The following is a 21,056-nucleotide window of genomic DNA, read 5'->3' as shown; positions in this document are numbered from 1 at the left end:
TTGTAAGCATAACGGATCCCCTCTTCATACTGACGCTTCCGGGAGGGGTCGATCTCGTAAAGCCGGAGTAAAGAAGCCGCCTCCTGAAGGGAAAACCCCAGCAATTTCCCTCGCAGAATAATTTTGATTCGGGCCCGGTCGCGATGGGAATAAATCCGATGATTCCCCGCCGTCCGCCTCGGATGGATCAACCCCAGTTCTTCATAATATCGAATCGTCCTCGGACTGATTTGAAACTCCTGTACCAGATCGGAGATCAGATACTCTCGGATCACAGATTTCTCCTGATTCATAGACAACCTCCCGCTTCTTGGGTTTAAATATAAAGATAATTAACGCAAACGTAAATTATGTTACGTTAATGTTAATTAGGAAAATTGATAAACCACCGGTTAATTTATTCGTACTATCCTGAACAAAAACTCATTTATATTCTCGGATGAAACCCAGATCCAAAGAAGACGTGTATGAATTCATACATCAACGGGCAAAGAACGATCAGTACTTTTTCGAGGCCGCCTTCGAAGTTTGTCGTTACACTGGATGTTCCACTGTATTTCCTCGGATTTTTCCTTTTCTCCAGAGATATTTATACCCTTAAAGATGAGTGGGGTCACCGGTAAAACAGGCACTTGAGCTGGACTATGAACCAGAACATCCCAGGGAAAAACTAAATAGGATATCAGAGATGACGCGTTAATCGGAATCGCGTTCGACAGTCCTTCCGATGAGAAACCGGGGTTTCTGCAGTTTGATAAGCAGATTGCCGAAGGAGGACAAGTGCATTGCGACCTGTTAACAAGATTCGAAGAAAAAAGGGGGCTTATCGTCCAGGGCCTATTCTTGCCCCATCGATCACACCGGGAAAAAATAGTTTAGGGAGGCTCTCACTACCTTCAAAAGGGTTACCCTCAAAAGGGCGAAAAGGGTGGAAAACAACGGGTCTAAGAACAAAGATCAGACAAACCGACTCGGCTTTTGCATCTTTTCGAATTGGACCGCAACCAGTGAGTGATCTTACTTTCACTAAGGTTTTATATACGTCTGAACAGTTTGATATTAACGAGGAATATAATACCGCAACCGGGAATTTTATTCCACAACAAGGCGGAGTCTATTCATTGTTTGCCAGTATTGAATTCTTTCCTACCACGCCAGCATCGGGACAACAATATTTTGTACAGATATTCATTCAAGTCAATGGCACTGTTGTAGCTCAGCAATTTGACTTTTTCCCTGGCGGAGAAAGCACCATCAGCGTGTCCGCCATACAACAGTTACAAGCTAATAATGTAGTGGATGTCATTATGAGAAGCAGCAGAGCCGGGAATATTAATGGTACTCCCTTCGCTGATGCACGCTCTCTCACCCGTTTTGAAGGTGCCAGAATCAGTTGAAGAACTTTTTAAGCATTGCTCCCAACCAAGAATCGGTGACCGATCATTCCCGTGAGAGATCAATGGCTTTACCTTTCCGTCATTATGGATTGTTCAACAACGAGATTGTGGCTTTTCAGATCAGCACGCGGAACGACAATGCTCGGGTGCTTCAGACGGTGGAACAAGCGATTCAAAAAAGAAAGGATGTGTCCGGAACCATCCTCCACAGCGACAGAGGATTCCAGTCACATCCCGTGCGTACCAAGACATGATTGACCGGGTGGCCATAACACCCGGTATCGCGGAGAGGCAATTGCTTTGACAATGCCTGAGAGCTTCTTTTCCCACTTGAAAACAGAAGCCCTCCATGGTATCCAAGATGTTACCGAAACGCAAAGGTGTATTGAAGAGTACATTCAATTTTACAACGAACAACGGATTCAGTTGAAATTAAATAAGTTGACGCCTGTAGAGTACAGACGTCAACTCGTTGCTTGACCCGGTTTTTTCTGGGTGTCTACAATGGGGGCTTGACCAGGATCCTCGGGGTGGATAACTTCACCCCTCTTTTTTATGCCATATGAGGTTTAATAATTAAAATCATACTCACTATTACAGGCAATTCCATCACCGTTCATATCTAAAGCATAAGGGATCCCATGGATAGGTTTCACACGGGTAAAACGCAAACATCCGGTGTTGCCAACTGGATCAGGAGCCTGGAAGAGACATGCCGGGTTCCCTGTCCTGTATATGTGTCTTCGGGCCTCGATGGTTGAAGCACATCTCCCCGGCAGGATGTTATGGCTTTGCAGCATTCTGCCCAAGGGTCCTTCCTCATCGAGGATGCCCGACAAATGATAAATTGATATTGGAAAAAATGGAAACCCGAAAACGTAGGGCAACAACTCATACAACTGAAAATAGATGACCAGACTCTTGTCGGTCCAATATAGTAATCCTGGTTCGGTTTTACGCCGGGATACGGTTCAATCAGGTCGTATTGGCGCTCTTTGATATCTCTGCTTCGATCATCCGGTTCAATTTTTGCCTGTAATCCGTCCCGGGTTTGAAAAGATCTTGGAGAGAATAGGATCTTCCCGTTCTCACATCAAAGATCAGAGAGAAATTTTTCTATGCCTTAAGAACCTCGCTGCTCAAGGGTTTTGAAGTCTGCAAAAGGCTCACTTAGCAGCCATCGACGTCACAGACCTTACCTTCCGTGGATGTACCGGGATTTTGGCGATGGATCTCTTCGTTGATGATTTGTTCCAGTGTTTCCTTCGAACGAACTCCTTTGACCATGGTATCTCCTATGATAAAAGTGGGCACTGCTGTGATCTTTGCTTCGTGATAAGCATGATCCAACGCTTTTTGGTGGGCCTCCTTGTATTTCCTTGTTTCCAGGGCTGCCCGATATTCTGTTTCATCGAGCCGGATTTCACCTGCCAATTTTGTCAGCACATCCATATCTCCGATGTTTTGTTCTTCCTGGAAAAAGGCACGAAGCACGCGATCATTATATTCCTTCCCTTTCCCTTTCTCCTTCGCATATTGGTACCCTTCAAAGGCCAAATGTGTGTATGGCTGCGGTGATACCTTCGGCAAAACAATGGGAACACCCATGCGTTCCGCCATGGGGTAAACAGACTGTTTCCACGTCTTTTGCAGGTATTCCCCCTCCGGGCGTAACGTTTCATTCGGATAGGGACGTAACTCGAACGGCATCCATTCCACTTCGATCTCTTTCCCTTTGATCGTTTCTTCCAGGGGTTGTTTCGCCAGAAAGCAAAAGGGACATACATAATCGGAATAAACGCGGATCTTCAAAGACATCCTTCGGAACACCTCCCGGGTTTTGCTCTTTCACCTTCAGTATAATCCGGGCTTCTTTGTATATCCAACCACACGCCCTAAAAGCGTTGCGAAAAAGTGAGCGGCAGCATTTACCCAAAGCCGCTCCGGCTGCTGTCCTGCAGAGATGTAGGAACTGTCCGCTCCGAATCATCCTGCTGCGGGCAGGGGCAAACGCCTTCGGATGCAACACAGAGAAGCTTTTGCCCCTAAACGCCCTTTCAGGCTGATTCTCCGCTGGGCAGGACAGCAAAGTCGCTATTTTGGGTAAACGCTTCCCCTTTTCTCGAAACGAACATAAAATCACAACGCTTCTAAGGATCCCGTCATTAAAGCACAAAATCGGCAGTTCGTTTCGGAGTGCCATCGTTTCATCGAAAGGGAGTCGGTGAGGATCCCCCGGTCCCCGGGCATTGACGATATTCGGAAGTTACGTGCCGGATGAAGAGTAAAAACAACAGCGAACCATTCAGGCTTCGCCGTTTTTCTAATCATGTTACAATACAACAAAAACAGAGGAGCTGCTTATGAAAACCATTGATGTTGTAGGGGCTGTGATCCGAAACGAACAAAATCAGATCCTTTGTGCTCTGCGTTCACCCACCATGTCCCTTCCCAACCGATGGGAGTTCCCCGGTGGGAAAATGAGAGCTGGAGAAACGCCAGAAGGAGCCCTGGTTCGTGAAATTGAAGAAGAACTGGGTTGTCTCATTCAGGTGGACAATCTGGTGAAAGATGTGGAACATTTCGATCCCAACATCATCATCCACCTATGTACATATGAAGCAAGGATCGTGGAAGGCACACCCCGAGCCAAAGAACACGCTGAGCTTCAATGGGTTTCCCTCCATGACCTATCTTCTCTCCAATGGGCACCGGCCGATCTCCCCACCGTTGAAAAGCTCGTCAGCGAACGAAATCGTTAAACAGATCTTCAGGAATCGGATGGTGTAATCGCCATTTGATGTTCATTGGCTGATCTCCATGGCTGGATATATAATCCACTTCGCCAAGGTAGGTAAAAGGAAGTGTCATGCCATGCATTTTATTGAACTTCCTGACCAACAAGTGGATATGTATTCCTTTTTCTTTATGATGTATATAATCTTGCCCTCGGTTGGATTGATGACTCGTCTGATTCTGGCTTTGCCAGTGGAAATGGGACGGGTCCATAAAGTAGTCCTTATAGTGCAGATGCTCGGAGAGAGATTGGTCTTTGTTCAGGTTGATGAACAAAAAGTAATGGTTGTCGACCGATGCCACTCCTTCTCTCCACGACCCTTCCTGAGCGGATGAGCCCGAAAGAAAGATAATGTCGTTCCTCGTGTAGTTTTGATATCGAATCAAGCGCTCTCCCTTACCCAAAAACCGCTCGGGTTGGTAAGTCCGTCGATACTCTATGATTCCGTACTCGATCCGTTCTTTGATATACTCCTTCATCCCCGGTTGACCCATCAGCTTCCGAAACGCATCATCCACCATCCACTGATCGCCATCCACACGACCAAAAGCCCACGCCTGCTTTTTATAGGTTTGAGATAACCGCTCCATCCCTTTCTTGATCAATCCCTCATGAGTTTCGCGTTCCGGTTGGATACCAAAACGGTATTGAAGCTGACGTAAGACATCCTCGAGAGAGACGACCTCCTGGGTGAATGCCTTCTCCAGAACCACCATCTCATAAGGCCATTTTAGAGGGAGCATCTTCTCCAACCGTTCCAAGACTTCCAGGGCATAGGGGTCTTCTACCAACTGTTGATCAAAGGCATTGAGATCATTCATTTTCTGTTTGGTTTTCACCCAGGAATGGTACTTATGGATGAAGAAATGCAAACTGGGTGCTTGTTCTGTATACAGGAAGTCTCGTACTTCCGGTGAGCGTCCCAAATCCTTTTTAAATTGTTGATACAAATTCTTCAACATATCGGTAGCATTCATACGGATTTGGTCGATTTTATTGAGAATCTGTTTCCGAGAGATCGGATCAAGGTCCACATAGGAGGCACCCGGCAAATCGGCAAATTCATGTTGAACGGCCACTCGAAGGGAATCCCGATCAAAGGCCTTGATGTTGGCTTCCCCAGATAGGGCAAGGGGTACGATAAAGGATTTTTGATAGTTCCCGATAAAATCCAAAATCGTGACGAACTCTTTCCCCTCCGCCTTCCTCAACCCCCGTCCTAACTGCTGAATGAAGATGGTGGAAGATTCCGTAGGCCTCAAAAAAAGAATTAAATTCAGCTTAGGAATATCCACTCCTTCATTGAAAATATCCACCGTAAAAATCATTTGCAGTGGATCTTGATCATTTTCCAGGCGGGCAATCATCTCTTGTCGGTGTGCTGGAGTGTCCTTCCCCGTTAACACGGTGGTATGGTATCCCCTTCGGTTGAATTCTTCACTCATGAACCGGGCGTGCTCTACCGTGGCGCAAAATCCCAACCCCACCATTCGTTCGCCATCATAACCATAGGTATCGATCATGTGAATCACATAGTCGACCCGTTCATGGGTCTTGAGAGCTTGAACCAGTTTATTTTCATCCAGGCCACCGTTTTTCATCGGGATCTCATCATAATCCACGGTCTGATCCGAAAGCCCAAAATAATGAAACGGAGCCAGCAGCTGACCATCCAGAGCATCCCGCAACCGGATCTCATAAACGACGTTGTGATTACACAGGCGCAACACGTCTTGCCCATCCATCCGCTCCGGTGTGGCCGTCAACCCCAGCAAAAACTTGGGCTGAAAGTAATCCATTACTTTTCGGTACGTGGCCGCTTGGGCATGGTGAAACTCATCCACGATGATGTAATCAAAAGCATCAGGGGAAAATGATTGCAGGATCTCTTCCCTGCTCAAACTCTGAACGGTGCTAAAGAGAAATCGACGATCCAACTCCTTTTCACGTCCCGTCAGTTTCCCACATAGATCTTTTCGTTGAAAGACGGCTTCAAAGGTTTCCTTCGCATGATCCAAGAGCTCTTCACGATGGGCGAGAAAAAGCAGTCGCTGCGGTTGAACATGGTGAACATCCAAAGCGGACAAATAGGTCTTTCCGGTCCCCGTGGCAGCGATGATCACCCCTTTATCTTGACCATTCTCTCGGGTTTGACATAAGGCTTGCAACGCCTTTTGCTGCATTTCATTGGGTCGAATCGGCTGAGGTGAGATGACCGGTTCCGATTCACTGGCCATACCTCCATCATAGTCCCCCTTGGATTCCGCGATTCGCTCTCCCCACCCCTGTTGGGACGATGTTCCATCCAGCTTTATAAAAGGAGCCGCACGTTGCTTTTGTTCCCGAACGATCCGTTCATAATGAGTGATCCACTCTTCGGTTAGCGGAATCGATCGATTGTCTTCCCACTTCGCCTCAAACTTTTCCTTCGCTTGCTGATAGACCGGCAAATAAGTGGCATCGGGAATCCTAACATTCCATTCATGCCCGTTATATAAGGCAGCATGCGAAATATTTGAAGAACCGAGGATGATCGAATTCAGTTTGGAATCACGATGAAAAAGATAGGCCTTGGTATGAAAAGACTCCTGTCCGGAATCGTAAATTTTGACTTCCACCTGCGGAAAGTCCATCAGCTTCCTTAAAGCCTTCGGCTCCGTCACATTCATATAAAGAGAAGTCAGGATGCGGAGACGCTTCCCTCTGGCTTGAAACTCCTGTAACGGTCGAATCAGTAGCTGAAGGCCAGACATGCGAATAAAACTGACCATCCAATCGGCTCCATCGGCTGTGCTCATTTCAAACTTAAGAGACTTAAAAAAGTTCTTCATCCGATGCTGATCATTGGAGATCAGATCAATTTTGGAGAGAAACTGATCCGGCTGAAAGGGTAGCGACTGCTGATCATAACGATACAAAATCGTGGATAACGGAAGGGAAAGAGGGGTCTCCCCTTCCAACTTCAGGATTTGGCTGATCTCATGGGTCAAATCTACAATCTCATTATGCTTCGCTTGATCGGCCAGCTCCCGAAATTTCTCTTCCAACTGACGTGCGGAATGATGGATCAGGGCCTGAACGTAATCACTGGGGTTGAGGGGATGGATGGCTTGTTGATCCGGATAGTCCTTCCCTGATACGAATAATTCTTCGTAGATGCCTTTCTTTGATGGCAAAATCAATCATCCTTTATGTAAAAGTCATGGTGAAAAAAGCCACCATCTATTTCATTATTCGAAATAGAGTGATGGTTTCGGTCCATATAGCTCATTTAAAACACATCACATATCCATTTTCGCATTTTAAATGGTACCGTTTCATGGCTTGTTCTCGGATTAACTGAAGGGGTACCCGACCATAGAGGGCCGCTTGGTCTACCGACACCATCCGAACCAAAAGAAATGCTCCGTGTTTCACAAGAACTTCCGCTACGCCAATGGGATAGTTGTAAAATTGCGACTTATTTGGTAGTCTTCAAGCATTTTTTGGATGATATTTTGGTTAATTGTTGTTCGGTTCGCCAAGACCTCACAAATATCATCCACCCTGCTCCATTCAATATCTTTTCGGCTCAATAACACTTTGATGGGTTTTTGACTTCCTTTTTGATCTTTTATTCGTTTGGGGGTGTTCCGCATTTCCCGCCTTATTGAATCCCACTGGTTGTGCTTTTTTCGTCGTTTACGGGACCCTTCCAGCTCCATCATCCGATCAAAGGGTACAAACGGTGATCCATCTGGATCCCCATGTGTTTTGGGGCTCTCCCTGTGGTAACTTGTCCCAACGAAGCTTGGCCAAGAAAACCCTCTCCTTTTTGAAAATTTGGGGAGAACTGGCGTAACCATAGTGGTTAGGGTGAAAGAGCAGGAGTTAACTCCCGCTCAAAGATTCAGCGTCATTCTTCTTTTCCTTGATATAGTCATGATAGTTGTTCAAACAGCCTTGGAGATGCCATTCCCCAAAGAAAAAGGTTAGCACCCGACTGATGTGAAACGGCTGTTCGATCGCTTTGAAATGATCCAACAGTAACCTGCGAAGATAAAAAACGATGACCAGATATTGTATCCACCACAACAATCTCATCAAATCGGAGAAGTCCCGCAGAAACAATGGCTCCTTACCCAATCCTTCCATCACCCAGACAATAAAATCCGATCCATCCCAGAGGAGCGACACAACAAGGAACAGAACCGGAATGGCCATGTAGACTTTTCGATTGGAGTGCAACTGATTGAGTGCCTTTCGTCGAGTAAACAGCCAGTAGACAAGATAATACCCCAGCGTCAAGAAGGTCATTCCCATCATAAAAATCACCGAGGTTCTTTTAACCGGAATTCTCCTCACCCCCCTTTCAATTGATTCGAAAAAAATTCGCGTTTTAAGTCCATTTTTACTGTAATAACGTAAGAACCTATTGTCTTATAAGTGGTGATAATATGCACAATAACTTTTTAAATTGGTTGGCTGATAACAAAGGGATCCAATCTGTAAGCCCGGCTCATCCTGTAGTAAAATGAAAGAAGTTACGTAATATTCCGGTAACATTTTGAGCCGAACAAAAAGTAAGCGAGGGAAAGGAGTTTCCAGCGTGAAGATGTTGGACCGGTACTTGGGTGCCATGATGGGAAAGGCCGTGGGTGATGCTTTGGGTGGTACAACGGAAGGGGCTTGGTACTATGAAATTGAGCGGATTTATGGGGATATGACGGAGATCATTGGCGGGGGACCCCTTCGCTTGAAAGCCGGGGAAGTGACAGATGACACTTATATGGCCATTGCGGTGGCCAAGGGCATTCTGAAAAACCCGAATGACCCTTACGATGAAATCGGGCAAGAGTTCATCCACTGGTACTGTTCGGACTATATCAACGACTGCGGGGCAACCGTGGGAAGAGCCATTCGGAGTTTTATGGACACCCATGACTGGTTTGAAGCCTCCAAGCGGGCACAGGAACTCATGGGAGGGAAAGGGGATGGCAATGGTTCGGTGATGCGCTGCATTCCCGTGGCACTGGCCTACCGGAGCGACCCGAAGAAGGTGGCGGAGGTCTCCCACAAGCAATCCATGATGACCCACAACGGGGAACTGGCATGCAACACCTGTGTCCTGCACAATCGGATCGCGCTGGATCTGTTAGACGGAGCCGATCTGAAGGAGAGCCTTCATACCCACCTTTCCGGAACCGTTTATGAAGACATGCTGACCACTCCGACCACCTTTGACACCGTTCCTTCCAACGCCTATGTATACAACACCTACCGGTGGGTCATCACCATCCTTCTGGAGGAAAACAACTTCGAAGACGTGGTCATCCGGTCGGCCCGAACCGGAGGGGATTCGGACACGATCGGAGCCATCGCCGGGAGCCTTGCCGGCATTCACTACGGATATGAAGCCATCCCGGACCGCTTCAAGAAAAAAATTCTTTGGCGGGAGACGATCGAAGATTTGGCACAAAAACTGTACGCTCTCAGCGAAGGACGTTGAACGGTGATGATGAAGAGGGCCCAATCATAGAAGGTTGCCACAAAAGACAGACTGCTTGGGCGGAGATGCTGCTGACAATGGACCACACCCGCAAGGCTCATTTCAAAAGAGAAGGGAAACACAGGAATACCGGGTTGAAAACTCCCGAAAGATACTTGGATCAGTTATTAAGGAGGCAGTATGGAGACATTTGAAAGGAACGGCAAGCGGATCACCCTTATTGACTTAAGCGATCAGCTGGACAATGCAACACGTCCTTATGAACTTAATCCACATGAAATTCACTATTCCAAACACGAGGAATCTGTTTCGGTTACAGAAAAAATTTTGGGAATCGGCAAAGAACATTGGCAGGATGGACAGGGATGGGCCGTGGAAGAGGTCACACTTTCCACTCATTCCGGCACGCATATCGATGCTCCCTACCACTATGGTCCTGTAAGTGGCGGCAAACCCGCCCGGACCATCGATCAAGTTCCGCTGCACTGGTGTTATGGAAATGGTGTGGTCCTGGATATGCGACACAAGGCAATCGGTGAAGGGATTACCGACTTGGATGTGCAAAAGGAATTGGATCGCATAAGGTATTCAATCAAGCCATATGATATTGTCTTGGTGCATACAGGAGCCTCCAAACAGTTCGGAACCCCCAACTATCCTTTCAAACAACCGGGACTGACGAAGTCTGCCGTCGAATGGCTGCTGGATCAGGGAGTAAGGCTCATCGGAATTGACGCCTGGGGGCTGGACCGTCCCTTTGACGTCATGGCCCGAGAAGCAAAAGAAGGAAAAACACAATTTTGGGAAGCCCATCTGGTCGGCAGGGACAAAGAGTATGGCCAGATAGAGAAACTGTGTAACCTGGATCAGATTCCGAAACCCTTCGGCTTTCAAGTGTGTGCTTTCCCGATCAATGTGGCCAATGCCAGCGGTGGCTGGAGTCGGGTCGTCGCCATCCTGGAAGAGGAGATGTGAGGGCCAGGTCTAAAAAAACGGGGGCATCCCGATCTTGTCCGGGAATGCAATGAGTCAGCCAAAAGACAACCCCGTTTGAAAAGATTCAAATTCCTTGAAACGGGTACTATAATAAGGGCAAGGAAAGAAACGTTGTAGGGATACCGGATCCCTCTTACCGGGCCGGTGGCTGCGTTAAAGTTGCCGCTTTAACGCAGCCATTTTATTTGACCGGATTCCGGAACGGGATCATCAGCATCTACTTCATTCCGGACTGTTTCCAGTCCAGAAAGAGCCGTATGACCTGGGTAAGCACGGCGAGGACCGCGACTCCCGTCAACAGACCGGCAACATCTTGCCATGCCATCGCCTCACCCCCTTTCACCGGGTGATGACGACTCGGGAGTGAAACTGGAACGTTCTTTCCTTGCCCAATGGAATTCTATCATTTACCACCTGAACTCCCCTCACAGGAGTACAGTGGGTTTACTTTTGTTGTACGTGTTTGATCCATTGCGGCCGAACCTTTGACGGGGTGTTTATTGTGGATCAACCGCCTTGAAGAGTTTTGGGAAATGGTGACTGCAGCGTGACAAGAGCTTAAGCAGGCAGAGATCTTACCGGTGCCTTGACAAATACTTCCCGGGGCAGGTTGGTGAGAACTTCGCATCCGGTTTTCGTCACCCGGATGGTTTCCGACAGGCCCATCGCAAATTGGCCGGGGACCAACCCCCATGGAATGAGGTGGAAGACCATGTTTTCCCGCAAGATCCGTGTTTCTCCCGGATGGCAGCTGAAGATGGCCCCCTCATCCCAACCGGGTGCAAAGGCGAGACCGATGGAGTATGCGGACCGGGCCCGCTGTTGGAGGCCGATCTTGTTGCTGCCGATGATCCTGCGGGCGACCGCATCCACCTCTGCTGCAACGGCACCTGCCCGGATCCTGTCCACCATCGCTTCGACCGCTTCTTTGACGATTTTTTCCGCTTCCCGCTGTGAAGGGGTGGGATCCCCGATGAAACCGGTACGCATACACGCTGCATGATAGCGGTGTTTGCATCCTGCCGGTTCGAGAAAAACGCAATCCCCGATCCGTAGCGTTCGCCCCGACCAGGTGGCATGGCCGATGGCGGAACGGGGGCCGGTGGCGATGTAAGGCGGAACGGCAGGGGGATCGCTCCCGGCCTTGATCATGGCATAATGCATCGAAGCAGAAATACTGTTATCCGTAATACCCGCCTCGGTCGTTTCGATCCCCACCCGGACCGCTGTCTCGGCATACCGTGCCGCTTCCCTGATTTTCTCAAGTTCCGGTTCCGATTTGATCACCCGCAACCCTTCGATCAACCCGGAGCAATCGATGAAGGCGGCCTGCGAACACAGGTTGAAACATTGTTCCTGTTGACTGCGGGTGAAAAACCAGGAATCCCGTTCATACCCGATCCTTTTCGTATGAAGTTGGAATTCCTCCAACACATCGCGCGTGTGGACCCATGGATCCTCATCATCCCGGTAGGGCCGGGTGATTTCGATCCAACTGAGGGCCTGCACCCCCGTTTCTTCCAAAATGCGGGTAATCATGAAAGGCTCGGCGTCAAGCGGAATGAACAAAGCCTGATAGCACACGTAACCCGTGGTTTCAAAGCCGGTGAGGTAAAAAATATTTTCCGGCCCCGTCACCATCAGAACGTCCAGGCCTTTTTTCACCATTTCGTGCCGAACCCGGTTCATTCTCCGTTCATATTCCTCCATGGCAAACGGCAAATCCGCTCTTTGTCTCAAGGAAATTCAACCTCCCGTGCAGGGTGTCGAAGATTAATTTCAATGTACTTCAGATGGAGAAACAGGATCCATTGCACAATGTGTAAGAAACCACGGAGTTCAAATTCCTACAAATCGGATAATTGAGATGCCTGACTCCCTTTTTTATGCTTCCCATAATAATGGGAAAGGAGATGGTGAGGTTGAACGCCGTTTATGACGTCATTGTGGCAGGGCTGGGGGGAATCGGCAGCGCCGCGGCTTATCATCTGGCGAAACGGGGAGAGCGTGTCCTGGGTGTGGATCGGTTCCATCCGCCCCATTCATTGGGATCCTCCCACGGTCATACCCGGATCTTCCGACAGGCTTATCTGGAAGGTTCGTCCTACGTTCCATTGGCCCAAAAATCCTGCGAGCTGTGGAAGCGATTGGAGCGGGAAACCGGAAAAGATGTATTTGCCCCAGTCGGTGGGTTGATGATTGGGCCCCCGGACTGCCCCATCGTAAAAAGTACTGTCCTCAGTGCCGAACGTTACGGATTGCCGTATCAAATGCTGACCGCTGCCGATACAGCCCGACGGTTCCCGGCCTATCTCCTTCAGCGCGACGAGGTGGCCGTATACGAAGAAGCGGCGGGTGTGCTCTTTCCCGAGAGTTGTATCCAGGCCCACCTCACCGCAGCCGTCCGTCATGGTTCGGAAATTCAAACCCGTAACCCGGTCCTCCAATGGACGGCGAGGAACGGAGGCGTCACGGTCCATACGGAGAAAGGCGTTTATCAGGCCGAACGGTTGGTGCTCTCGGCCGGCGCTTGGAATCCTCAGCTGTTCGGATTCACCGTACCGCTGGAGGTCGAACGAAAGGTACCGGCCTGGTTTCAACCCGCGGAGTCCCCACGGATGTTTGAACCCGGCCGATTTCCGGCTTTCGTATGGCATTGTACAAAGGAGTTGAACATCTACGGGTTGCCGGGATTCAACGGGGAGGGCACGAAAGTGGGGGTTCATCAGGGAGGATTGAAGGGGGCACCGGATGATTTGCCGCGGCAGGCCTCATTGGCGGAGGTGGAAGAGCTCCGCCGGCTCGTCGCCCGTCGCTTTCCCCTTTTGAATCAGACCCCTGTCACCGTGGACACGTGTTTGTACACGAATACCCCCGATGGGCACTTTGTCCTCGGTCCCCATCCGGGCTATCAAAATGTTTTCGTGGCCGGCGGTTTTTCCGGGCATGGTTTCAAGTTTTGCAGCATTTTGGGGGAGATCATAGCGGATCTCGCCATCGAAAGTCAGACCGATTTTGACATCCGCATGTTCAGCCCAACCCGTTTTTAAAAGCGTTGTGATTTCATGTTCGTTTTGAGAAAAGGGGAAGCGTTTACCCAAAATAGCGACTTTGCTGTCCTGCCCAGCGGAGAATCAGCCTGCAAGGGCGTTCAGGGGCAAAAGCTTCTCTGTGTTGCATCCGAAGGCGTTTGCCCCTGCCCGCAGCAGGATGAGCGGACAGTGCAACCATCTATGCAGGACAGCAGCCGGAGCGGCTTTGGGTAAATGCTGCCACTCACTTTTTCAAAACACTTTTAATGCAGGGTGTCGGAGCACCCATTCTTGTCGTCCTTCATGAGGAGCTCCATGGAAGGGACGGGATGACATGTCGATTACCATGAAAGAGGTCATGGAACTGAACGAACTGAACACCGCCAAGGTATTGACGGCGGAACCCCGATTGCCGAACCAACCGGTGGAGTTGGTGTCCATTATTGAGGCGCCCGTCGATGTATTCGAACGTCAAAATGAATTCGTCCTCACCACCGGCATTGGTTGCGGCAGCGACCCCGCTCTTTTCAAAGGATTTGTGCAGGATATCATCGACTCCAAAGCGGCCGCGCTCGGAATTGCAACGGGATGTTATATTTTTGACATCCCCCCGGAAACTCTCCGGTTGGCTGAAGAACATCAATTTCCGATGATCCAAATTCCATGGAATGTTCGCTTTGCGCATATCACGCAAGCCATTTTGGGTAAATTGAACAACTGGCACCGAATCGTGTTGGAACGCTCGGAGGAGATGCAGAGACAGCTTCTCCAGGTTTTTTTGGAAGGCGCGGATTATTCGGAAGCGGTGGAAATTATTTATCAGAGGGTGGGGCGACCGGTTGTCATCATCGATCATGAAGGCAGGATCAAGGGGGAAAGTTCCAACAGCAGCGGTTTGGTGACGAAATGGAGCCATCATTCCCGGTCACTATCCGGTCCTTTGACCGTGGACCCGTTTCCCATCCCCCAATATCCACCGAAAACCGATGCCGGATGGTTTATGTTGAAAGACCAATCGGCCCTCCTGGTCCCGATCCGATCCGCCCATAAAATTCAAGGGTATTTGCTTTTTTCGCTTCCCGACGGGACTTCAGCAGACCCGTCCCTCGGCAAAGCGGAAGAGCAACTGCTGGAGTATGCCGTCACGTCGGTTGCACTTTGGTTTCAAAGGGAATATTCGATTCAGGAAACCGAGATGCGTCTCCGGGGTGATTTCGTTTGGAATCTTGCCACCGGGCAACGAGATTCCTGGGACCGGGTCCTCTCCCAGGCCAAGGCCCTGGATTACGAACTCATGCTTCCCTATGTATGTATCCTCGGATTGCCCGAAAACTTCAATGAACTGGCGGAACAAAAGAGTCCGGACCCACTCTTCCATCAACATTGGTTGCAAGGCAGTATTCTTTCTGTGGAAAAGCAACTCCATGAAGCGGCAAAAGCCCTTCACCGGAAAACCATGATCACGTTTTTTCAGGATCAATTTATCATCTATTTGGAAGTTCCGATGAACAATGTGAAAGAAAGCGTGGATGCCTTCCTCGACCTTGCAGAGATGAAGGTGCAACGTTCTCTGCCGGGACTGGTCCTGTCCTGGGGGATCGGTGAAAATCATGCCGGGGTGAAGACTTTTCATGAGAGCTTTCAGGATGCACAGGTCGCCATCAACATCGGCCGCCGGCAAAAAGGCCCGGGACACCGTCATACCTATGCCAGTACGGATATCTTCCGGATCCTTCTGTCCCTCGCCGATCACCCGGATCTGCAAAAAATGACGTTGTCCACCGTTGGCGTACTGATCGATTATGATCAACAACGGGGCCTGGATCTGTTCAAAACCCTCTCCGTCTACATTCGCAACCGGGGAAACATCAGTAAAACCGCCCGGGATCTCTTTTTACACAGACAATCCCTTCATTACCGACTGCAAAAGATCGAGTCGCTTACCGGGCGCTCCCTTGTGGATCCGGACGATATTTTTCTGATGGACCTGAGCATCAAACTCTGGAACACAGGAATTTCCCAAACCTGAACCAAATCGGCTGCTGCTTTTCCGGATTAAGGACATGGCCGGTGTATGGTTATATTCAATGTGAGAAAACCTTGACGGCTCCTCAAAACCCTCCACAGTTGGAGAAACATGTTTAATATGTATCTCCCTCGTCGAAAAATTTGCTAAGCTATTACTATAGAGGCATTGCAAGTATCAGTGAGGAGGTTTGCATGTTCAGAGGTAAAAACATCCACCATCGTAAACTTTTGGTCCTGGTCGCTGTGATTGTTTTCGGTGCAATTACAGCCGGTTGGTGGATGACCGAGGAATCGAAACATCCACCGGAGGCAGAAAAACCGAATCAGGAAATAACCAAGAATGATTACAAACTGGCTCTTAAACCAACCCTTTTTTGGGAAGGAGAGGGGCCTTCCCTTCACCTCGAGGCCCTACTCGTTCACGGGGAAAAAGCATCGGGCAACTGGACATTTGAGGTGAACGGAAACAAACAGGTCTTTAAAAAAGAAGAGATCGAAAAAAGAAGGAAAGATGGTTACTCCAGAATAGGTTCCTTTTCTGCGTATCGCTATTCCACCTTTTACCGCCATGATCTGAAGGACAAACCGAAAACGGGGCAGACCTATCACATCCGGGTTCAGTTCCAAGGAGAAGTGGATGGGGAGAGGGTGGATCTGACGACCGAAGACCGCGTGACGGTTCCCGGCATGAGTCTTCGAATGAACTGTAAAGCCAACACCTTAACGGCAGAATTGACCCATGCCAAAGACGCCCTGGGCAACTGGAATGTGACTACCTATCCACTGAATCCGCCTGAGTGGGACGAGGGAGAATCCGAAGTTCAGCGGAAATCCGGTCTCAAAAAAGGAATCCGACATACCGTGAAGTTGGAACCAGGGTTTGATGTGAACGTGAAAATGCAGGGAAAGATCGATGGGATTCCGTTGGTCGTACAAGCAAATACCCAATACAAAGACTGTCCTTCACAAAACCCCGTAAAAGTAACGCAAACACGACTTAAGGAACCAATCCGGCATCTTCGCTACCGGTTGTCCGAAACCGGGTCGGGCGTACAAGTGACCGCTTGGATGAACACGGACCATTCGGTGGAAGGAATGTGGATATTGGGATTCAACGGGAAGGAAAATGTTCGTAACGTGTTTCACACTTTTTCCAAGAAAAAAATCACAACGGTGATTCCCACAGAAACACCCGGTCATTACAAAGTGGCGATCTCTTTCGTCGGCATGACGCCCAACGGTCGAATCATCAATGAATCAACCGTCGGTGACATACGAATCGATCCGTAATGTAAACGAACCCGGCGTTGAAATTCATTGAACCGGGTAAGTGCAAGAGTGGAAGTCCCTCACCCGGGGGCTGACAAGCTGTAAGGAAGTTGCCGCTTCCGTACAGCTTTTTGCTTCACCGGCAACATCGGTGAAAATGGATGCTTTGCACATAACCTCCCAATCGGTTCTTTTGTAACCTTACAGGATCGCAGATAAAACCGCCTCAACCCGTTATTCTAGTCCGGGGTTGAAGGCGGTTTTCGGTCGTGTTCCTTGATCATTCCCAATTGACTCTTCCCTTTTTCAGGTCCCTCTGAAGATGTTGCACTCCTAAGGGCTTAGTGAATCATGGAAGCCCGGGACTTCCATTTTACTTTGAACTGCTTTGAAAAAAGCTTCATGGGCCGATTGCTGATCCTCAAACCACATGGCCACCCGATCGGCGATGGCCGGATCCTCCGCCCCTGCATCAAGAGCTGCACGACGTGCTCCGGGAGCGGGCCGGTCATGGCAGGGTCCATTCGGTTACCGCCCGGACGAAGGGTTGGGACCGCTCCCAGTATGTCTGACCCACTTGTTCGTCCCATTCCGCAACCTGGTATGTGATCAGGGTTTCATAAAGCTGTTCGGCGCAGTAAGAGGATACATTGCTTCCTTGACCGGTTATCGGATCGTTCAAGAACACGCTGTCTCCGCAACCGATGACCGGTGTTCCGTTCACGGAGAGATAGGGCCGACGGATGGCAGGGGTGAGGGCCACCTGCAGATAGGCGTTTTCATCCACCAACCCAAACTCTCCCGGGGCGATGCGGCCGTGGATTTCGGGGAAAAACCGGCGGGTGACGTTTTCCATCCGCTCCGTGAAGGCCTCGGTTGTCTTCACCCCTTTAAAAGCGTCCAAAACACCGTCGGGTACGGCTTCGATGAACAGGATGTCCACCGGACCCCGCTCGGTCAAGGCCGGGATTTCAAACATTTCCCCGACCCCAGGCAGCACCGTCACTCCCACCCCCGGCGGCTCATTCAGCTTGACCCCTTTAAAATAGCCGACGATGCACTTCCTCTGGGGACGCTGGAAGGGAGTCCACTCTTCCAGCACGGGGAAAGGTGCCAGGGGACCGGATTTCCCCGTAGCATCCACCAGAAGATCGAATTCCCCCGCCAACGATTCCAGCTCATCCCGGTACACCCGCTTCAACCGGAAATCAACACCCTTTTCAGCCAGATCCATCATACCCCGGGCATAGGCCCACCGTTGGTCCACCGATGAAGCCATTCTGACCAGTTTTCCCACGAACAGCTTTTGGTCCCCGATGGTGAGATGGATGTGGTGGATGGGAGGCGCCGAATCCCATTCCGGCATGTGAAAACGGCATTCCCGTTCCAACGTTCCGCCGAAATGAACCTGGGTCGAAAGGATCCGTCCCTGTCGGACCTGGTCTGCCGAACGGTGGTGGAAAACGGTCACTTCAAATTCATCCTTCAGTGAATAGGCCAGTTGCAGTCCGGCGGATCCACCACCCATAATCCCCACACGCCTTTTCATGTTCGTTCCCCCTTTTCAGTCTCAGACGGTCCACTCTGTTAACGATAAAATAATACCAAAATGTTGCGATTATTAACAAATAATCTGAAGATCTGCCAGTTGCATTACATTCGCCTCTTATCCCGAAGTAACGGAGGATGAGAAAAGGACCCAATGGGGGTTGGAGCAGTCAAGGGCATTCAAGGAAACCTTCGGGCTGTACTGCCGAGGATCTGACTCACCCGGGAAGGTGTTCCATCTCCATCTCCAACGGTTTCGCGATGTCGTTAAAGAGGTGCAGCAAAGTGCCGTACAGCAATGCTCCAAAATCGTTGCGGATCTGTCCGAACTTGGCGGCCCCCACGGCCGACTTCGTCCGACGCAGGATCTGATGCATCCACTCTTCTTCCCCAACACCGTGTCCAGACCGAAAAAGGGTCGAAGCCGGCTCTTCCGGTGGGCCAGCCGGACCTTGGACCAGGCGAAGGATACAAAGCGCGGGGATCGTCCCATGGGGGCCAATACCCGGGCGAAGGAAGGCGGGAGGTTGTAACCGGCATAGCCGGCGTCCATCACCGCTTCACCGGGATGGAACGGGGCTTGTCCGTGAATGTCCCTGTACGTAGGACGTTCTTCCTTTACCGGAACTTTGTCCGGTTGATTATAAAGATTCTGATTTTTTCTCCCGTTATTTTGTGTGGAAATGCTTTTCTTCTCCGGTGTTTCTCCGTGTTGGCGGGCACTCAGTTGCGGGCAATCAGTCGGGCGATCACCCGGGCGATCATTTGCCGGATCGGGTCTGCTTTCAGGTACCGCTCCGGGGTTGAACACAATCAGGTTCGCCCCGTTGCCCCCTTTTCGGGGGCGGATATAGGGAACGCGCCTCAATATGCCCAGCTGTTCCATTTTCGCCAGACTGCGGCGCACGGTGGCACTCCCTTTCTCCAAGGCTTGTCCCATCGTGGCGATCTTCTGCCCGAACACCCCGATATACTTGACGGCATACCGGCTCATATAGTCGAGCAGCTCCCGGTCCGTCCCGTTCAGCCGGTCCGCAAATAAATAACGAACCTTCCGAATGAACCGGTTGAACTCCTCCACACTGTCAAAAGCGGCCAACCGCTCCATCTCGGCATAAAAAACACGATTCACTTTTCTCCCTCCGCATTCCGCGGATCACAGAAAGCCGACAGACGAAAAAACAAAGATGTAAGGAAGCCCTTGCATCCCCGGCTTGATTCCGGTATGATGAAGGTAACACATGTTGTCTGTGCTCGGCGTTGGCGCGCCGGGCCTTCTTTTTGTCCGCTTTTATTAATGAATGTATGAATTTATAAACTAATATTATATCCTTTTCCAATATCGGTCAATGATTTCTGTGAATTGATTCATTTCGAAGAGAAAGGGGCCGGAAACTTGGGAACCGTTCGCGTGGTGCTTCGCAAGACCCTGAAAGAGATGGGCATGACCCAGAAAGAACTTGCGGAAAAAGCCCAGATTCATGAAGCGACGATCAGCCTGTTGGCCCGTGATACCAGAACCTCGATCAACAAAGAGGCTGTAGCCAAGATCATGGATGCCCTGGGCATTGACGATATTCGGAAGGTCATCGATTATGTGCCGGATGAGGAATAAATCCACTGCACAAAAACGGCCGAATTCATATGGGAATCCGGCCGTTTTCCTTTACATTTTCGCCCGAATGGGAATCACATTGTCCCGTGCAGGTTGTTCCATCTCGGTCTGGAGCAGTTGCGGTTCCGTTTGCAGTGAATCCTGTTCCTCTTTTTGCACCAACCGCCGGATCTCGTGATCGATCCGCTCCATCTCCCGGGAGGGGTTGCACCACCAGTTCCGGCTCCAGATCATACTGTCAACACCCGGAGCCTTCCACTCCTTCCCTGATGATTGGAAACTTCGCAACGTTTTTGAACATAAACCGTATATATGAAAGTAACACCAAATGGAAGCGGCTACTTCCGTACCGCTTTTTCTTTACCGACTACGGTAAGTGGGTGGTCAGCGCCCCCTCTTCCGGTCCTAAATGGATACTAAATTGACAGGCTGTCGTTTCTCGACAGCCTTAAGGCGCTCCAGTAAAGTAATTACTCCCATTCAAGTGTTTCTAAAATCTGCCCATTTTCGCAGAAATGATTAAACACACTCTCGACCACATTAAACTCGACATTATTGTTCGCCGGGAATTCGGACCCAACTTTTTCAATAGTAATATCTACGTCTCATAACTAGAATGTAAAAGTCCCAATTGTCTTTAAAATACTGAACTTACATAAAACCTTCTACTGTTATTAAGTCTCCACCACCAACCATCAGAATCTGTTCCCCGTCATTAAGCATCAGATCAGCTTGGGTAAGAGATCCCCCGTCTAATGAGATGAGAACATTGAAAACTTTACCCAGCAGGGCAGGCCTGTTGATTAGCCAAAATTTCGGATAAACAAAAAGAGCACTCTCCTGTATAATGGGAAAACCCACCACAGTTTACCCACAAGAGAGGTGC

Annotated in this window: 19 protein-coding genes; 10 read left to right on the top strand and 9 right to left on the bottom strand. The window is 49.7% G+C overall.

The genetic code is table 11. From position 1 onward, the window contains the following. A partial coding sequence (locus C8P63_RS17645; RefSeq protein WP_146172207.1) for a MerR family transcriptional regulator occupies nucleotides 1-293 on the bottom strand: 293 nt, incomplete at its 3' end. Nucleotides 294-785: 492 nt separating this feature from the next. On the opposite strand from C8P63_RS17645, the gene C8P63_RS17640 reads away from it, so the two are divergent. Genes C8P63_RS17640 through C8P63_RS20130 form a run of 3 tightly spaced genes read left to right on the top strand, consistent with a single transcriptional unit; the run spans nucleotide 786 to nucleotide 1,877 of the window. Further along, complete coding sequence (locus C8P63_RS17640) at nucleotides 786-1,397, top strand: complement C1q domain-containing protein (RefSeq protein ID WP_108026424.1); 612 nt, start codon at nucleotides 786-788, stop codon at nucleotides 1,395-1,397. Beyond that, complete coding sequence (locus tag C8P63_RS17635; RefSeq protein WP_108026421.1) at nucleotides 1,394-1,651, top strand: hypothetical protein; 258 nt, start codon at nucleotides 1,394-1,396, stop codon at nucleotides 1,649-1,651. The genes C8P63_RS17640 and C8P63_RS17635 overlap by 4 nt, the downstream gene beginning before the upstream one ends. Nucleotides 1,652-1,703: 52 nt before the next feature. Then, nucleotides 1,704-1,877: an IS3 family transposase gene (locus C8P63_RS20130; protein WP_425437335.1), complete on the top strand. Its 174-nt coding sequence runs from the start codon at nucleotides 1,704-1,706 to the stop codon at nucleotides 1,875-1,877. 89 nt (nucleotides 1,878-1,966) lie between these two features. Here C8P63_RS20130 and C8P63_RS19655 read toward each other — a convergent pair whose 3' ends face one another. Continuing rightward, nucleotides 1,967-2,296 (bottom strand): hypothetical protein, encoded by a 330-nt coding sequence (locus tag C8P63_RS19655; RefSeq protein WP_245921015.1) that lies wholly within the window; start codon nucleotides 2,294-2,296, stop codon nucleotides 1,967-1,969. 271 nt (nucleotides 2,297-2,567) lie between these two features. Then, complete coding sequence (locus tag C8P63_RS17620; protein ID WP_108026415.1) at nucleotides 2,568-3,215, bottom strand: DsbA family oxidoreductase; 648 nt, start codon at nucleotides 3,213-3,215, stop codon at nucleotides 2,568-2,570. Nucleotides 3,216-3,760: 545 nt separating this feature from the next. Here C8P63_RS17620 and C8P63_RS17615 point away from each other — a divergent pair. Next, nucleotides 3,761-4,159 (top strand): (deoxy)nucleoside triphosphate pyrophosphohydrolase, encoded by a 399-nt coding sequence (locus tag C8P63_RS17615; protein WP_108026412.1) that lies wholly within the window; start codon nucleotides 3,761-3,763, stop codon nucleotides 4,157-4,159. Here C8P63_RS17615 and C8P63_RS17610 read toward each other — a convergent pair. Both C8P63_RS17610 and C8P63_RS17600 read right to left on the bottom strand, forming a co-directional pair. After that, nucleotides 4,140-7,370, bottom strand: coding sequence for a DUF3427 domain-containing protein (locus tag C8P63_RS17610; protein ID WP_211308311.1), 3,231 nt, complete (start codon nucleotides 7,368-7,370; stop codon nucleotides 4,140-4,142). The genes C8P63_RS17615 and C8P63_RS17610 overlap by 20 nt on opposite strands. Nucleotides 7,371-8,064: 694 nt before the next feature. Next, nucleotides 8,065-8,499, bottom strand: a complete 435-nt coding sequence (locus C8P63_RS17600) for a DUF4234 domain-containing protein (protein WP_108026406.1) — start codon at nucleotides 8,497-8,499, stop codon at nucleotides 8,065-8,067. A 289-nt stretch (nucleotides 8,500-8,788) separates the two neighbouring features. Here C8P63_RS17600 and C8P63_RS17595 point away from each other — a divergent pair, with 289 nt between their 5' ends. Together C8P63_RS17595 and C8P63_RS17590 are read left to right on the top strand one after the other, a co-directional pair. Beyond that, the gene (locus tag C8P63_RS17595) at nucleotides 8,789-9,682 is read left to right on the top strand and encodes an ADP-ribosylglycohydrolase family protein (protein ID WP_245921017.1); all 894 of its coding nucleotides are present in this window, start codon (nucleotides 8,789-8,791) and stop codon (nucleotides 9,680-9,682) included. 180 nt (nucleotides 9,683-9,862) lie between these two features. Then, nucleotides 9,863-10,657 (top strand): cyclase family protein, encoded by a 795-nt coding sequence (locus C8P63_RS17590; RefSeq protein ID WP_108026400.1) that lies wholly within the window; start codon nucleotides 9,863-9,865, stop codon nucleotides 10,655-10,657. Between the two features lie 579 nt (nucleotides 10,658-11,236). Here the strand turns inward: C8P63_RS17590 and C8P63_RS17585 are convergent. Continuing rightward, a complete protein-coding gene (locus C8P63_RS17585; protein ID WP_108026397.1) occupies nucleotides 11,237-12,418 on the bottom strand; it encodes a M24 family metallopeptidase in 1,182 nt (393 codons plus the stop codon). Nucleotides 12,419-12,600: 182 nt separating this feature from the next. Between C8P63_RS17585 and solA the strand changes: the two genes are divergently transcribed. The 3 genes from solA to C8P63_RS17570 all read left to right on the top strand — a co-directional run bounded on the left by solA (nucleotide 12,601) and on the right by C8P63_RS17570 (nucleotide 17,028). Beyond that, entirely contained in the window at nucleotides 12,601-13,728 is a 1,128-nt protein-coding gene (solA, locus tag C8P63_RS17580) for an N-methyl-L-tryptophan oxidase (protein WP_211308310.1), read from the top strand. A gap of 316 nt (nucleotides 13,729-14,044) precedes the next feature. Continuing rightward, a complete protein-coding gene (locus tag C8P63_RS17575) occupies nucleotides 14,045-15,739 on the top strand; it encodes a PucR family transcriptional regulator (protein ID WP_108026393.1) in 1,695 nt (564 codons plus the stop codon). Between the two features lie 191 nt (nucleotides 15,740-15,930). Next, complete coding sequence (locus C8P63_RS17570) at nucleotides 15,931-17,028, top strand: hypothetical protein (RefSeq protein ID WP_108026391.1); 1,098 nt, start codon at nucleotides 15,931-15,933, stop codon at nucleotides 17,026-17,028. A gap of 487 nt (nucleotides 17,029-17,515) precedes the next feature. Here C8P63_RS17570 and C8P63_RS17565 read toward each other — a convergent pair whose 3' ends face one another. Together C8P63_RS17565 and C8P63_RS17560 are read right to left on the bottom strand one after the other, a co-directional pair. Continuing rightward, nucleotides 17,516-18,556 (bottom strand): styrene monooxygenase/indole monooxygenase family protein, encoded by a 1,041-nt coding sequence (locus tag C8P63_RS17565; RefSeq protein ID WP_245921013.1) that lies wholly within the window; start codon nucleotides 18,554-18,556, stop codon nucleotides 17,516-17,518. Nucleotides 18,557-18,673: 117 nt separating this feature from the next. Further along, the gene (locus C8P63_RS17560; protein WP_108026388.1) at nucleotides 18,674-19,687 is read right to left on the bottom strand and encodes a hypothetical protein; all 1,014 of its coding nucleotides are present in this window, start codon (nucleotides 19,685-19,687) and stop codon (nucleotides 18,674-18,676) included. 264 nt (nucleotides 19,688-19,951) lie between these two features. Here C8P63_RS17560 and C8P63_RS17555 point away from each other — a divergent pair, with 264 nt between their 5' ends. After that, a complete protein-coding gene (locus C8P63_RS17555) occupies nucleotides 19,952-20,170 on the top strand; it encodes a helix-turn-helix domain-containing protein (protein WP_146172205.1) in 219 nt (72 codons plus the stop codon). Nucleotides 20,171-20,221: 51 nt separating this feature from the next. Here the strand turns inward: C8P63_RS17555 and C8P63_RS17550 are convergent, their stop codons facing one another. After that, nucleotides 20,222-20,404, bottom strand: a complete 183-nt coding sequence (locus C8P63_RS17550; protein WP_108026382.1) for a hypothetical protein — start codon at nucleotides 20,402-20,404, stop codon at nucleotides 20,222-20,224. Nucleotides 20,405-21,056: the final 652 nt, after the last annotated feature.

Origin of the sequence: Melghirimyces profundicolus, from assembly GCF_003054245.1 — a bacterium.
GTDB lineage: Bacteria > Bacillota > Bacilli > Thermoactinomycetales > DSM-45169 > Melghirimyces > Melghirimyces profundicolus.
This window is presented reverse-complemented; position numbering and strand designations above follow the sequence as displayed.